Here is a 15,192-nt window from a genome sequence, read left to right on the forward strand (position 1 = left end):
CCTACGGACGCACGCCCCCACTCACCGTCATTCACTCCCCCAACGGGAGGGGACGGGCCGGAGGGGCCGGTGTGGGGGACGTAAAGCGAAGCAGTCCCACACACCGGCCCCGGAGGTCCGTCACCGCACCCGACACCCACCCGCCCGCCGCAGGCGCAACGGCGAGCAACCACCACGGCGGGAAAGACGAAAACGTGGGAAGCACTACGCCCCGTAGAAGATCTCCTCCACAACCCCCCGCGCCCGGCGCGTGACCCGGCGGTAGTCGTCGATCATCCCGCCGGTCTGGCCCTCCTCGTAGCCGAGGTAGCGGCCGACCGCGGCCAACTCGCGGCCGTCGACAGGGAACGTATCGCCGGGGCGCGCACGGACGATCATGGCCGCGTTGCGTACGCGGGCGGCCAGGACCCATGCCTCATCGAGGGTCTGCGCATCCTCGGTGTCGAGGAGATCGGCCGCATGGGCAGCGGCCAACGCCTCGCGGGTGCGGGTGGTGCGCAGGCCGGGGATTTCCCAGCCGTGCTGCATCTGGAGCAGCTGTACGGTCCACTCGACATCGCTCAGGCCGCCGCGTCCCAGCTTGGCGTGGGTGGTGGGGTCCGCGCCGCGGGGCAGCCGTTCGGCCTCCATGCGGGCCTTGAGTTTGCGGATCTCGCGGACCGCGTCGTCGCCGAGGCCCTCGGCGGGGTAGCGGAGCGGGTCGATCAGTTCGATGAAGCGCTCGCCCAGTTCGATGTCGCCGGCGACCGGTTCGGCGCGCAGCAGGGCCTGCGACTCCCAGACCAGTGACCAGCGCCGGTAGTAGGCGGCGTACGAGGCGAGGGTCCGCACCAGCGGGCCCGTCCTGCCCTCCGGGCGCAGGTCCGCGTCGATGAGCAACGGCGGGTCGGAGGAGGGGAGTTCGAGCAGCCGGCGCATCTCGTTGGCGACGGCGTGGGCGGCCTTGGCGGCCTCCTGCTCGTCGGCGCCGTCGCGCGGCTCGTGGACGAAGAGGATGTCGGCGTCCGAGCCGTAGTTGAGCTCATGGCCGCCGAACCGGCCCATGCCGATCACCGCGAAGCGGGTGGGCAGGGTGTCGCCCCACTGCTCGCGGACCGCGGCGCGCAGCGCGCCGGCGAGGGTGGCGGCGTTGAGGTCGGAGACGGCGGAGCCGACGGCGTCGACGGAGTAGCCGTGGTCGTTCGCCGCGGGGCTGAACTCCGTGCCGTATGCGCCGATCACATCCGCGGCGGCCGTACGGAACAGCTCTCTGCGGCGCACCCCGCGGGCCGCCGCGACCGCGGCCTCGGCACCGTCCGCGCGGCCGACCGCGGCCAGCACCTCCTGTTCCAGGGCGGCCCGGCCGCGTGGCTGGAGCCCGTCGGGGGCGCCCAGCAGGGCGACCGCCTCGGGGGCGCGCAGCAGCAGATCGGGGGCCAGCCGGCCGGCCGAGAGCACCCGGGCGAGGTTCTCGGCGGCGGCGCCCTCGTCACGCAGCAGCCGCAGGTACCAGGGGGTCTTGCCGAGCGCGTCGGACACCTTGCGGAAGTTGAGCAGTCCGGCGTCCGGGTCGGCGGAGTCCGCGAACCAGGCGAGCAGCACCGGCAGCAGGGTCCGCTGGATGGCGGCCTTGCGGGTGACGCCGGAGGCCAGCGCCTCCAGGTGGCGCAGCGCGGCGACCGGGTCGGCGTAGCCGAGCGCTTCGAGGCGGTGGCCGGCGGCCTTGGCGGAGAGCCGGGTCTCGCCGGGTTCCAGGTGGGCGACGGCGTCGAGCAGCGGCCGGTAGAAGAGCTTCTCGTGCAGCCGGCGCACCTCGCGGGCGTGCCACCGCCACTCCCTGCGGAGGGTGTCGACCGGCTCGGTGCGCAGGCCCAACGAGCGGGCCAGCCGCCGCAGTTCGCCCTCGTCCTCGGGCATCAGATGCGTACGGCGCATCCGGAAGAGCTGGATCCGGTGTTCCAGTGTGCGCAGGAAGCGGTAGGCGGCGTCCAGGGCCGCGGCGTCCTGGCGTCCGACGTAGCCGCCGGCGGCCAGCGCGGCGAGGGCGTCGAGGGTGGTGGCGCTGCGCAGGGTGGCGTCGCTGCGGCCGTGGACGAGCTGGAGCAGCTGGACGGCGAATTCGACGTCGCGCAGTCCGCCGGGGCCGAGCTTGAGTTCCCGCTCGACCTGGGCCGCGGGGATGTTCTCGACGACCCGGCGGCGCATCTGGCGCACATCGGCGACGAAGTTCTCCCGCTCGGCGACCTCCCAGACCATGGGCGCCAGCGCGTCCACGTACTCCTGCCCCAGCTGGAGGTCACCGGCCATCGGGCGGGCTTTGAGCAGTGCCTGGAACTCCCAGGTCTTGGCCCAGCGCTGGTAGTAGGCGAGATGGCTGGAGAGGGTGCGCACCAGCGGGCCGTTGCGGCCCTCGGGGCGCAGATTGGCGTCCACCGGCCAGATCGTGCCCTCGACGGTGTTGTCCGAGCAGAGCCGCATCATGCGGGCGGCGAGCCGGGTCGCGGCCTGGAGTGCCTTGGCCTCGTCCACGCCCTCCTTGGCCTCGGCGACGAAGATGACATCGACGTCGGAGACGTAGTTCAGCTCGCGGCCGCCGCATTTGCCCATGCCGATGACGGCCAGCCGGGACACCGCGGCGTCCCCGGGCGCCTCTTCGTAGGAGATCTCCAGGGCGGCCCGGACGGTGGCGGTGGCCAGGTCCGCCAGCTCCGCGGCGGCCTCGGCGACATCGGTCGTGCCGCACACATCGCGGGCCGCGATGCCCAGCAGGGAGCGGCGGTAGGCGGTGCGCAGCGCGTCCGCGCGCGGGCGTTCGGCGTTCGCCCCGCCCCAGATCCCCTCGGCGAGCGCCAGCTCGAACTCGGGGGTGGTGGGGTGCAGATCCACCGACTCGTAGGTGACCAGCGACTGCCAGTCATGCGGATGCCGGACGAGGTGGTCGGCGAGCGCCTCGGAGGCGCCCAGCACCCCCAGCAGCCGGTCGCGCAGCGGTTTCGCCGCGACGACGGTGCTCAGCAGCGCCTGCTGCTCGTCCGGGTCCTGGGCTTCCACCAGCCGGGCCAGGCTGTGCAGGGCGAGGTCCGGGTCCGCGGTGGCGCCCAGCGCCTCCAGCAGTACCGAGTCATCGCGTACGGACGCGAACGGGGCGGAATCGAGCAGCTCCCCGGCCGCCGAGGGGTCGGTGAAACCGTGCCTCAGCAGCCGGGTGAAGGTGCTGCTCCGCCGTCCCTGCGGAGCGGGAAGTGCCATGGGTGCAAGCCTCTCGGTGGCGCGGTGGCTCAGAGCACGGGCAGCATCTTGCGCAGCTCGAAGGCGGTGACCTCGGAGCGGTACTCCTCCCACTCCTGCTTCTTGTTGCGCAGGAAGAAGTCGAAGACGTGCTCGCCGAGGGTCTCGGCGACCAGTTCGCTGCGCTCCATGAGCTCGATGGCCTCGCCGAGGTTCTGCGGCAGCGGTTCGATGCCCATCGCCCGGCGCTCGGAGTCGGACAGCGCCCAGACGTCGTCATCGGCGCCGGCCGGCAGCTCGTAGCCCTCCTCGATGCCCTTGAGGCCGGCGGCGAGCAGCACGGCGTAGCACAGATACGGGTTGGCTCCGGAGTCGATGGAGCGGACCTCGACCCGGGTGGAGCCCATCTTGCCGGGCTTGTACATGGGCACGCGGATCAGCGCGGAGCGGTTGTTGTGGCCCCAGCAGATGTAGGAGGGGGCCTCGCCACCGGCGCCCGCGGTGCGGTTGGCGCCGCCCCAGATGCGCTTGTAGGAGTTGACCCACTGGTTGGTGACGGCGGAGATCTCCCCGGCATGCCGCAGCAGACCGGCGATGAACGAGCGGCCGACCTTGGAGAGTTGGTACTCCGAGCCGGACTCGTGGAAGGCGTTGCGGTCGCCCTCGAAGAGCGAGAGGTGGGTGTGCATGCCGGAGCCCGGGTACTCCGAGAACGGCTTGGGCATGAAGGTGGCCTGCACGCCCTGCTCCAGCGCGACCTGCTTCATGACCAGCCGGAACGTCATGATGTTGTCGGCGGTCGACAGCGCGTCGGCGTAGCGCAGATCGATCTCCTGCTGGCCGGGGGCGCCCTCGTGGTGGCTGAACTCCACCGAGATGCCCATCGACTCCAGCATCGTGATCGCCTGCCGGCGGAAGTCCATGCCGACGTTCTGCGGGGTGTGGTCGAAGTAGCCGGAGGAGTCGCCCGGGATCGGCCGGGAGCCGTCCACGGGCTTGTCCTTGAGCAGGAAGAACTCGATCTCGGGGTGGGTGTAGAAGGTGAACCCGAGGTCGGAGGTCTTGGCCAGGATGCGCTTGAGGACATAGCGCGGGTCGGCGTAGGAGGGGGAGCCGTCCGGCATCAGGATGTCGCAGAACATCCGGGCGGTGCCGGGGGCCTCGGCGCGCCAGGGCAGGATCTGGAAGGTGCCGGGGTCGGGCTTGGCGATCATGTCGGATTCGTACACCCGTGCGAATCCTTCGATGGCCGAGCCGTCGAAGCCGATGCCCTCGTCGAAGGCCTGCTCCAGCTCCGCGGGGGCCACCGCCACGGACTTGAGGAACCCGAGCACGTCGGTGAACCACAGCCGTACGAAGCGGATGTCGCGCTCCTCGAGCGTACGGAGCACAAACTCCTGCTGCTTGTCCATGGGGTCACCAATCCTTGCAGGTCAATCGGCCCGTCCAGCCACGTGGAACAACGTGCTGTGGCACCAGTATCACGTGAGGGGGTTACCGTCACATTACGCACCCTTGGCCTGAACCAGAACCGCCGTCCCGTAACTCTCACCTCGCATCCTTCCCGCAGCACAGCAGCTCAGCGCGGCCGGCGGCGGCAATCGGGGGGCTTGGTCCAGTCTTGGACCGCTACTGAGGGCTCATTGACCCGGCATTGAGGGGTCCGTTCCCCGGCCCGGGAGGGGCCGGCGCGGCCGTCTCCGAAAGATCCGGTACCGCCCACCCCTCGGCGGACGAGCGTGCCGTGGTCACCGAGAGCCAGGTGTTCGGGTGGACCCGGGCGGCGGTACGGAACGCCGGGCACGCCCGTGGCGCGGAAGGGCCAAGAATGGGCGGGTGGTGGCAAGTTCAGCGGTGGCACCGAGGCGGCGGACCGTGGACGGCCGGGCCTGGAGGGCCCGGAGCGTCGGCGGCCGCCGGTGTACTCCATTGGCGGACCACTACTGGAGGCCCATACCCCTAGGGGGTAGCCTGCGGGCATGCCGGCCTCCCCGGCGTCCGCCGGTTTGCCGTTCCGACGAGAGGTCCGCGATGCGCGCACAGGGCAAGGCCGCCGCCGGGCCGTGGCCCATATCCGCGCCGCCGCGCCAGGAACTCCCCGGCCGCCTGTCGGCGCCGCGCGCCTAGGAGCGCGCCCCCGCCGGCCCGCGAACAGCAGCGCGCCCCCGCCGCCGACACCCGCCGGAGTCCGCGGCAGTGCCCCCGTACCCACATCACCCAGCGACACCGTCACGAGGTGCATCTCTATGCGTACGCACTCCCGCCGCGCCCTGCTCGGCGCGGGTATCGCCGTCGTCGGCAGCGGTCTGCTGGCCGCCCGCGCCACTGGCGAATTCAGCTCCGGCCCGCACTCCGGCACGGACGGCAGGGACGCCCCCGGGCCCCACCGCCCCACCCCGTCCGACTACGTCATGCCGGACGGCCCGGAGGTCGCCGAGACCGAGCGCAAGCGGAGCCCGGGCCCGGTGCGCGAGTTCACCATGACCGCCACCCCGGCCCGTATCGACCTGGGCGGCCACACCGTCGACACCTGGGCGTACGGCGAGGCACTGCCCGGCAAGGAAATCCGGGTCACGAGGGGCGACACGCTCGCCATGACCCTGGTCAACCATCTGCCGCAGTCCAGCTCCGTGCACTGGCACGGACTGGCGCTGCGCAACGACATGGACGGGGTCCCCACCCTCACCCAGCGACCCATCATGCCCGGCGCCTCCTTCCCCTACCGGTTCACGGTCACCCACCCCGGCACCTACTGGCTGCACCCGCACTCCCGCGTCCAGCAGGACCGCGGACTGTACGCGCCGCTGATCGTCGAGGACCCCAGGGAGCCGCTCTCCTACGACAAGGAATGGGTCGTCGTGCTGGACGACTGGGTCGACGGGGTGGACGGCAGCACCCCGGACAGCGTGATGGCCGAGCTGAACCGCGGCGCGGGCGGCGGGTCCGGCCACGGGGGCATGCACATGGACGAGGGCGAGACCGGCGGGGAGCACGACGCGCCCGCCGCGGGCTCCGAGCCCGGCGGCGGCCCGTCGCGGATGCTCACCGGCTCCTACAGCAAGCTGCTGGGCGGCGAGGCGGGCGATGTGGACTACCCGTACCACCTCATCAACGGCCGGCTCGCCAAGGACGCGGAGACCTTCCGCGCCAAGCCCGGCGACCGCATCCGGATCCGCTTCCTCAACGCGGGCGGTGACACCGCCTACCGTGTCGCGCTCGGCGGCCACGCCATGACCGTGACGCACGCCGACGGCTTCCCCGTCGAGCACGCCGAGACCGAGGCCCTGGTGCTCGGCATGGGCGAGCGCTATGACGTCCTGGTCACCGCCAAGGACGGCGTCTTCCCGCTGGCCGCGCTCGCCGAGGGCAAGAAGCACATGGTCCGGGCCGTGCTGCGCACCGGCGGCGGCGAGGCGCCCGGGGAGTCCGCCCGGCCCGGGGAGCTGGACGGCCGGCTGCTGTCCGCCTACCGGCTCCGGGCGGCCGAGAGCGCACGGGCCGTGTCCCGCCGCCCCGACCGCACCGTCGAGCTGAAGCTCACCGGCTCCATGGCGAAGTTCGACTGGGCGATCAACGGGCGGCAGTACACACCGTCCCACCGGGACCCGATCCGGGCCGGTGAGCGGGTGCGGCTCGCCATCCGCAACCACACCCGGATGTGGCACCCCGTACACATCCACGGGCACCACTTCGCGCTGCCGAACGGCGGGCCCCGCAAGGACAGCGCGATCGTGCTGCCGGGACGCAGCCTCGATGTCGACTTCGACGCCGACAACCCCGGGCTGTGGATGGTCCATTGCCACAACGTCTATCACTCGGAGTCGGGGATGATGACGGTGCTCGGCTACCTGAAGGACTAGGGGCCGGGCGGGGGCAAGCCGACGGGGCGGGCGGGGGCAGGCCGGCGCCGTCCGTCACCCGTCCGCGGCTCCTCCGGCACCGCTCCCCCCCCATTGCGTCAGAAAGACGATTACACTGGCGGGGTGCCTCAACTTCGTCTCGCCCTCAATCAGATCGACTCCTGTGTCGGTGACCTCGACCGGAACGCCGAGACGATCCTGCACTGGACCCGGCACGCCGCCGGCCAGGGCGCCCACCTCGTCGCGTTCCCCGAGATGGCGCTGACCGGCTACCCCGTCGAGGACCTCGCACTGCGCCACTCCTTCGTCGAGGCGAGCCGTGCCGCGCTGCGGTCGCTGGCCGCCCGGCTGGACGGGCAGGGCCTGGGCGACCTGCCGGTGATCGTCGGCTATCTCGACCGCGGCACACAGGCCACACCGCGCTACGGCCGTCCCGCGGGCGCCCCGCAGAACGCCGCCGCCGTGCTGTACCGCGGCGAAGTCGCACTGTCCTTCGCCAAACACCACCTTCCCAACTACGGCGTGTTCGACGAGTTCCGCTACTTCGTCCCCGGCGACACGCTGCCCGTCGTACGGGTGCACGGGGTGGATGTCGCGCTGGCCATCTGCGAGGACCTGTGGCAGGACGGCGGGCGGGTGCCGGCGGCGCGCAGCGCGGGCGCCGGGCTGCTGGTGTCGGTCAACGCCTCGCCGTACGAGCGGGACAAGGACGACACCCGGCTGGAGCTGGTCCGCCGGCGGGCCCAGGAGGCCGGCTGCACCACCGCCTATCTGGCGATGATCGGCGGGCAGGACGAGCTGGTCTTCGACGGTGACTCGATCGTGGTCGACAGGCACGGCGGGGTGATCGCACGGGCGCCGCAGTTCGCGGAGGGCTGTGTGCTGGTCGATCTGGACCTGCCGGCCGCGGCGCCCGAGCCCCCCTCGGGGATCCTGGACGACGGGCTGCGCGTCACCCATGTCACCCTCTCCCCCGCCCCGCTGCCGCCCTACCCTCCCGAGACCCCCGGCGGCCGGGCCGAGCGCCTCACCGACCTGGAGGAGATCTACACCGCGCTGGTCGTCGGCCTGCGGGCCTATGTCGCCAAGAACGGCTTCCGCAGTGTGGTGCTCGGGCTCTCCGGCGGGATCGACTCCGCGCTGGTCGCCGCCCTGGCCTGTGACGCGCTGGGGGCGGGCCAGGTGCATGCGGTGGCGATGCCGTCCCGCTATTCGTCGGAGCACTCCCTCACCGACGCCGCCGAACTCGCCCGCCGTACGGGCCTGTCCTTCCGCACGGTGCCGATCGGCCCGATGTTCGACGCCTACATGGCCGCGCTGCCGCTGACCGGCCTGGCCGAGGAGAACCTCCAGTCGCGCCTCCGGGGCACCACCCTGATGGCCATCTCCAACCAGGAGGGCCACCTGGTCCTCGCCCCCGGCAACAAGTCCGAGCTGGCCTGCGGTTATTCGACGCTCTACGGCGACTCGGTGGGCGGCTACGGCCCCATCAAGGACGTCTACAAATCCGTCGTCTACCAACTGGCCCGCTGGCGCAACCAGGCCGCCGCCGACCGCGGCCAGACCCCGCCGATCCCGGAGCACACCCTCAGCAAGCCCCCGAGCGCCGAACTCCGCCCCGGCCAGGTCGACACCGACTCGCTCCCCGACTACGACGTCCTGGACCGCGTCCTGGAGCTGTATGTCGACCGCGACCACGGCCGGGAGGAGATCGTCGCCCAGGGCTTCGACGCCGAGCTGGTGACGCGGGTGCTGCGGATGGTCGACCACGCCGAGTACAAGCGCCGCCAGTACCCGCCCGGCACCAAGATCTCCGCGAAGGGCTTCGGCAAGGACCGCCGGCTGCCGATCACCAACCACTGGCGGGAAGGGGCCTGAGGGGGCGTCAGGGGAGCGGTGGGGGCGGGGCCGAACCGTCCGCCCCCGACCCGTCCGCCCCCGGCCGGGCGCCCGTGCGCGGTCAGCCGATGCGGTCCCCGGCCGGCACCGCCGCGCCGGCGGCCTGCTCCGTCTCCGTCGCGCCCGTGGCCTGCTCCGTCTCCGTCTCGCCGCTGCGGGCCACGATCCGGGACGGGTCCCGGTCGCCGCGGTCCAGGAGACCGGCCAGGAGGGCGACGGCCAGGCCGAGGGCCGCCAGGACCGCGCCGACCAACGTCGCGGAGGTCCAGCCCCAGCCGGCCGCCAGGGCCAGCCCGCCGACCCAGGCGCCGCCGGCGTTGGCGAGGTTGAAGGCGGACTGGTTGGAGGCGGCGGCCAGCGTCGGGGCCTGCTGGGCCTTGTTCATGACCAGCATCTGGAGCGGCGTGGTGGTCAGGAAGCCGACGGCACCGATGACGACGACCGTGGCCAGGGCGGCCCACTTCACCTGGGCGGTGAAGTGGAAGGCGGTCAGGACGAGGGCCAGTGCGGCCAGCGAGCCGTACAGGGTCGGGCGCAGGGCCCGGTCGGTGAGCGGGCCCGCGGCCAGCGCACCGAGGGTCATCCCGATGCCGAAGAGCGCGAGGACCAGCGGGACGGTGCCCTCCGCGAAGCCGGTGACCTCGGTCATCATCGACGCGAGGTAGCTGTAGACGGCGAAGATCCCGGCGAAACCGAAGACGGTGGTGAGCAGGCCGAGCAGCACCTGGCGGTCACCCAGCGCCCGCAGCTCGCGGGCCAGGCCGGTGCGCTCGTCGGCCGGCAGCGGGGGGACCAGCCGGGCCAGGGCCGCCATCGCGACCAGACCGATGGCGGCCACGATGAGGAAGGTGGCGCGCCAGCCGAACTGCTGGCCCAGGAGGGTCGCGGCGGGCACCCCGATGATGTTGGCGATGGTCAGCCCGAGGAACATCGTGGCGACCGCGCGGGCCTGGCGGCCCTCCCGCACCAGCCGGGCGGCGACCACCGCGCCGACGCCGAAGAACGCACCGTGCGGCAGGCCGGCCAGCAGCCGGCCGGCGACCAGCAGCCCGAAGGTGGGGGCCAGGGCGGAGGCGAGGTTGCCGACCGTGAAGACCGCCATCAGCCAGACCAGCATCCGCTTGCGCGGGATACGGGAGCCGAGGGCGGTCAGGAGCGGGGCGCCGATGACGACGCCGAGGGCATAGGCGGAGACGAGGTAGCCGGCGGTGGGCACCGAGGTGCCCAGATCGTCCGCGACGTTGGGCAGCAGGCCCATCATCACGAACTCCGTGGTGCCGATACCGAAGGCCGAGATCGCGAGCGCGAGCAGAGCCAAGGGCATGAAAGACCTTTCGGGGTGTTGCGTGCGGCGGGCACGCGGACAGCGGACCGTAAGCAATAAGTTCTCTTACGGAACAAAGTCTCTCAGGCTCAGTATTCCGCCCGGAGAACGGGGCATGACGAACCCGTTTCCGCTCTCCGCCGCCCGCGCGCCCCGCCGTCCCTCAGATCTTCACCGAGGCCGCGACCGGAAGGTGGTCACTGCCGGTCGAGGGCAGCACCCAGGCCTTGACCGGGTCCATCCCCTTCATCATGATCTGGTCGATCCGGGCCATCGGGAACGCCGCCGGCCAGCTGAAGCCGAAGCCGTCACCCGCGGCGCCCTGGGCGGAGCGCATCTGGGAGGTGACCGGGGCCAGCGAGCGGTCGTTCATGGTGCCGTTGAGATCGCCGAGCAGCACGGCCTTCTTCACCGGGTCGGCGGCGATCGCCTCGCCCAGCGCCTCGACGCTGGCGTCCCGCCGGTTGGCGGTGAAGCCCTTCGCGGCGTTGACCCGCACCGACGGCAGATGGGCGACGTACACCGCGAACTGCTGGCCGTCGGTGGCGGTGACGGTGGCCCGCAGCGCGCGGTTCCACCCCATCTTGGTGTCCACCGGCCGGGTGTCGGTCAGCGGACGCTTGCTCCACAGGCCGACCGTGCCCTCGATCGTGTGGTACGGATACGCCTTCGCCAGCCCCTGACGGTAGGTCGACAGGGCGTTGCCGGAGAGCTCCTCCAGGGCCACCACATCGGCGCCGGACGCCACGAGGTCCTTGGCGGTGCCCGACGGATCGGGGTTGTCCACATTGACGTTGTGGGTGAGCACGGTGAGATTGCCGCCCTCACCGGCCTTGTCGGTGACCTGGCCGCCGAAGAGGTTGACCCACACGAAGGCCGGCAGCACCAGGGCGACCAGCGCGCTCGCCGAGCGGCGCAGCAGCGCGGCGATGAGCAGCAGCGGGATGCCCAGCCCCACCCACGGCAGGAAGGTCTCCAGCAGACTGCCCCAGTTTCCCGGGGTGTTGGGGACCTCCGCGTGCAGAATCATCAGCAGCCCGAGCAGGATGGCCAGCACCGCGAGCACGAGACCGCGCCGCCAGGTGCCCTCCGGGCGCCACCAGTTCCGCAGGCGTTCGGCCCGGGAACCGGCCTGCCCGGGGGTGTGCCCCTGTCCCGGCTCCGTCATATATGCCTGCGCCATGTCGCTGTCCTCACTACCTTGCGTCGCTGCGCCTCACCTGGATCTCCGACCCTAGGCGATGGTCCGTAATGGGCTTTCTTAGAAGTGAGGACGGCCCGGTGACGGGTCCGGGTTCCGGCCCCCGGGGTTGTGACCTCGGCTGTGACAGAACGGGCATGATCCGGTCATACGGCGGAGCTCCGGGCGGTCTCCGCCCAGCAGTCCCACTCCCGTTCACCCGCGGTTTCCCGCCCGTCCAACGAAAGCTGACGGGGCGTTCAACTCGGCGCGGGTGCCGGGGCGTTCAGCCCGCCGTGTCCGCCGTCGGCCGTACGCCTTCCAGAACCGTGTCGACGATATCCGCCGAAAGGCCCTCGGGCAGTTCCTTCCACTCATGAAGGAGGGCGCGGGACAGCATCGGGCCGACGAACAGATCGGCGAGCATCTCCAGATCGCGGTCGGCACGGATCTCGCCGCTCGCCACGCCGCGCCGCAGCACCCCGAGCAGCGCCTCCCGGCGGGCCCTTACCACCGTGTCGTGATATTCCGCCCACAGCTCCGGCTGTGTCTGCACATGGCTGACGAGGGTGCGCAGCAGCGCGGAGCCGCGCTTGGCGAGTCCGCGGCGGCGCAGGAACTCCAGCAGGGCGACCAGGTCGTCGCGCACCGAGAGGCCGCCCGGCGGCGGGCCGGGGACGTCCAGGGACCGCATGACGTCGAGCAGCAGAGCGCTCTTGCCGGACCAGCGGCGGTAGACCGTGGCCTTGCCGACGCCCGCCGCGCGGGCAATGCCCTCCATGGACAACTCGCCTATGGAGGCCCCGTCCTCGATCAGGCGCAGCACGGCCTCGATGATGGCGGAGTCGGCGGCGGCGCTGCGCGGCCGGCCGCGGCCCGCGGGGACCGCCGGGCCCGGCCGCCCCCCGGCTGCCGCGCCCTCGGGGTCCTCCGCCGCCCGGCTCATCTCTCCGCGCCCGCCTTCCGCTCTTCCAGGGGCTCCGCCGCCTGCGGGGCCGGCCCCATTTTGCCCGGTAGGAACAGCACGCTCACCAGCGCCCCGACCAGCGCGACGGCGGCCGAACCGAGCGCGGTGACATGCATGGCATGGATGAAGGCATCGTCGGCCGCGGCGGCCAGCGGCCGGCCGGCCGGGCCCATCCGGTCCGCGAGTCCGAGGGTCGCCTCGATGGATTCGCCGGCCGCGTGCCGGGCAGCGGGCGGCAGTCCCGGCACCGCGTCGAGGGTGTCCTCGATACCGTCGCGGTAGGTCGTCGACAGCAGCGAGCCGAGGACGGCGACGCCCAGGGTGCCGCCGACCTGCCGGAAGACGTTGTTGAGCGCTGAGGCGGAGCCGGCCTTCTCCCGTGGCAGCGACTGCATGACCGCGACGGTGGCCGGCGGCATGATGTGCGCCATCCCGGCGCCCTGGAGGAAGAGCAGCGCCTCCATGATCCAGATCGGGGTCGCCTCGTTCAGCAGCAACAGGCCCAGCATGGTGTCGGCCACCACGAACATGCTGAAGGTGCACACCGCGCGGGCACCGTAGCGGTCCACGGCGAGCCGGGCCCGCGGCGCGAAGAGCAGCTGGGCGGCGGCCAGCGGCAGGAACAGCAGCCCGGCCTGGAGCGGGCTGAAGCCGCGCACGCTCTGGATGTAGAAGACGGCGAAGAACGAGACCCCCATCAGCGCGAAGAAGACCAGCGCGATGGCGGCGATGGCGGCCGAGAAGGCGGGCGAGCGGAAGTAGCTGATGTCGATGGACGGATGGTCGCTGCGCTTCTGGTGCAGCACGAAGACGGTCAGCACCAGCAGGCCGCCGACGACCGTGCCGACCACCTGCGGGTCGGAGAAGTCGGCGAGCTGACCGCCCTTGATGATGCCGTAGACCAGCAGGACCAGCCCCACGACGGACAGCAGCACCCCGAACGGGTCCATCCGGCCGGGGTGCGGGTCCCTGGAGTCGGGTACCAGGACCACCATCGCGACCAGCGAGAGCAGCACGATCGGCGCGTTGATCATGAAGACCGAGCCCCACCAGAAGTGGTCCAGCAGCAGCCCGCCGGCGATCGGGCCGACCGCGATGGCGATGCCCACCCCGCCGGCCCAGATGCCGATCGCCCGGGGCTGCTCCTCCCGCTCGAACACGTTCATCAGGATGGCGAGGGTGGCGGGCATGACGAAGGCGCCGCCCAGGCCCATCACGGCCCGGAAGGTGATCAGCTCGGCGGGCGAGCCGGAGACCCCGGCCAGCACCGACCCGGCACCGAAGACCGCCAGCCCGAAGAGCAGGATCTTCTTGCGGCCGACACGGTCACCGAGCAGACCCGCGGTGAACAGCAGACCGGCGAAGACCAGGGTGTAGGAGTTGATCGCCCACTCCAGCTCGCTCTGCGTGGCGCCGAGACCGGCGGGGGCCGGGGTGGCGAGCGTCTTCATGGCGACGTTGAGGATCGAGTTGTCCAGCACCACGATCAGCAGACTGAGCATGAGGGTGGACAGGATCGCCCAGCGGCGGCGGTGGATGCGGTCCGGGATCCGGCGGCCCGGCGGTGCGTCCGGGGCGGGGGGTGAGGTGGCCATGCCGGGCACCCTACGGGCTTCCGATACGAGCCCGTTCCGTATTGAAAGCGGGCGCGGGCGCGTCCCCTCCTCCGGGTGAACGGACCGGCTTGCGCCCGCTCCCTTTTCCTTTGTGCGCGGGCCGTGCCAGCATGGAGGGGATTCCGGGGACACCGTCAGGGTGCCTCGAGATGAGGAACAGGAGCCGTCACCATGACGCAGCTTTCGCCTGCCCAGAAGCCGGTCGACAAGTCGCTCTACGGAGGCACCGGCTCGCGCCGGGTCACCGTCCGCGACATCGCCGCCGCCAAGGCGCGCGACGAGAAGTGGCCGATGCTCACGGCCTACGACGCCATGACCGCCTCCGTCTTCGACGAGGCCGGCATCCCCGTCCTGCTCGTCGGCGACTCGATGGGCAACTGCCACCTCGGCTACGAATCCACCGTGCCGGTCACCATGGACGAGATCACCCTGCTGTCCGCGGCGGTCGTCCGGGGCACCAAGCGCGCGCTGGTCATCGGCGACCTGCCGTTCGGCTCGTACCAGGAAGGCCCGGTGCAGGCGCTGCGCAACGCCACCCGGCTGGTGAAGGAAGCCGGCGTGGGCGCCGTCAAGCTGGAGGGCGGTGAGCGCTCCGCCGACCAGGTGGAGCTGCTGGTCTCCTCCGGCATCCCGGTGATGGCGCACGTCGGACTGACCCCGCAGTCGGTCAACGCCTTCGGCGGCTACCCCGTCCAGGGCCGCGGCGAGGAAGCGGCCCAGCAGCTGCTTCGGGACGCCAAGGCGGTGCAGGACGCCGGTGCGTTCGCGGTCGTCCTGGAAGCCGTACCCGCCGAGCTGGCCGCCGAGGTCACCCGATCGCTCTACATCCCCACCGTCGGCATCGGCGCGGGCCTGGACTGCGACGCGCAGGTCCTGGTGTGGACCGACATGGCCGGCATGACCGCCGGCCGGGTCCCGAAGTTCGTCAAGCAATACCTTGCCCTGCGGGAGCTGCTCGGCGACGCGGCCAAGGCGTTCGCGGAGGAGGTCGTGGGCGGCACGTTTCCGGCGGAGCCCCACGTTTTCCACTAAGCGGCCCCACGTTTTCGTCTTTCCCGCCGTGGGCGTTGCTCGCCGTTGCGCCTGCGGCGGGCCAGGTGGTTGTCGGGTGCGGTGACGGACCTCCGGGGCCGGTGTGT

The 15,192-nt window shown here is 71.9% G+C and carries 9 protein-coding genes; 3 read left to right on the plus strand and 6 right to left on the minus strand.

The features are described 5' to 3' along the window. Positions 1-204: 204 nt before the first annotated feature. Together AC3EUV_RS37070 and glnA are read right to left on the minus strand one after the other, a co-directional pair. Positions 205-3,228, minus strand: coding sequence for a bifunctional [glutamine synthetase] adenylyltransferase/[glutamine synthetase]-adenylyl-L-tyrosine phosphorylase (locus AC3EUV_RS37070; protein ID WP_432147034.1), 3,024 nt, complete (start codon positions 3,226-3,228; stop codon positions 205-207). A 29-nt stretch (positions 3,229-3,257) separates the two neighbouring features. Next, positions 3,258-4,619 carry a type I glutamate--ammonia ligase gene (gene glnA, locus AC3EUV_RS37075; RefSeq protein ID WP_387247746.1) on the minus strand — a complete coding sequence of 454 codons (1,362 nt, stop codon included), beginning with the start codon at positions 4,617-4,619 and terminating at the stop codon, positions 3,258-3,260. Between the two features lie 834 nt (positions 4,620-5,453). Here glnA and AC3EUV_RS37080 point away from each other — a divergent pair. Together AC3EUV_RS37080 and AC3EUV_RS37085 are read left to right on the plus strand one after the other, a co-directional pair. Continuing rightward, on the plus strand, positions 5,454-7,067 hold the full coding sequence (locus tag AC3EUV_RS37080; protein ID WP_432147033.1) for a multicopper oxidase family protein: 1,614 nt from the start codon (positions 5,454-5,456) through the stop codon (positions 7,065-7,067). Positions 7,068-7,190: 123 nt separating this feature from the next. Beyond that, positions 7,191-8,945, plus strand: coding sequence for an NAD+ synthase (locus AC3EUV_RS37085; RefSeq protein WP_432147032.1), 1,755 nt, complete (start codon positions 7,191-7,193; stop codon positions 8,943-8,945). Between the two features lie 82 nt (positions 8,946-9,027). Here AC3EUV_RS37085 and AC3EUV_RS37090 read toward each other — a convergent pair whose 3' ends face one another. From AC3EUV_RS37090 to AC3EUV_RS37105, 4 genes are all read right to left on the minus strand, one after another. Further along, positions 9,028-10,290 (minus strand): MFS transporter, encoded by a 1,263-nt coding sequence (locus tag AC3EUV_RS37090; protein ID WP_435604810.1) that lies wholly within the window; start codon positions 10,288-10,290, stop codon positions 9,028-9,030. 163 nt (positions 10,291-10,453) lie between these two features. Further along, complete coding sequence (locus AC3EUV_RS37095; RefSeq protein ID WP_432147035.1) at positions 10,454-11,458, minus strand: endonuclease/exonuclease/phosphatase family protein; 1,005 nt, start codon at positions 11,456-11,458, stop codon at positions 10,454-10,456. 298 nt (positions 11,459-11,756) lie between these two features. Next, the gene (locus tag AC3EUV_RS37100; protein WP_432147030.1) at positions 11,757-12,416 is read right to left on the minus strand and encodes a TetR/AcrR family transcriptional regulator; all 660 of its coding nucleotides are present in this window, start codon (positions 12,414-12,416) and stop codon (positions 11,757-11,759) included. Beyond that, positions 12,413-14,032, minus strand: a complete 1,620-nt coding sequence (locus AC3EUV_RS37105) for an MFS transporter (protein WP_432147029.1) — start codon at positions 14,030-14,032, stop codon at positions 12,413-12,415. Before AC3EUV_RS37105 ends, AC3EUV_RS37100 begins: the two co-directional genes overlap by 4 nt. Positions 14,033-14,224: 192 nt before the next feature. On the opposite strand from AC3EUV_RS37105, the gene panB reads away from it, so the two are divergent. Next, complete coding sequence (panB, locus tag AC3EUV_RS37110; RefSeq protein ID WP_432147028.1) at positions 14,225-15,085, plus strand: 3-methyl-2-oxobutanoate hydroxymethyltransferase; 861 nt, start codon at positions 14,225-14,227, stop codon at positions 15,083-15,085. The last annotated feature ends 107 nt before the right edge of the window (positions 15,086-15,192 follow it).

The sequence above is a fragment of the Streptomyces sp. bgisy130 genome (assembly GCF_057708345.1).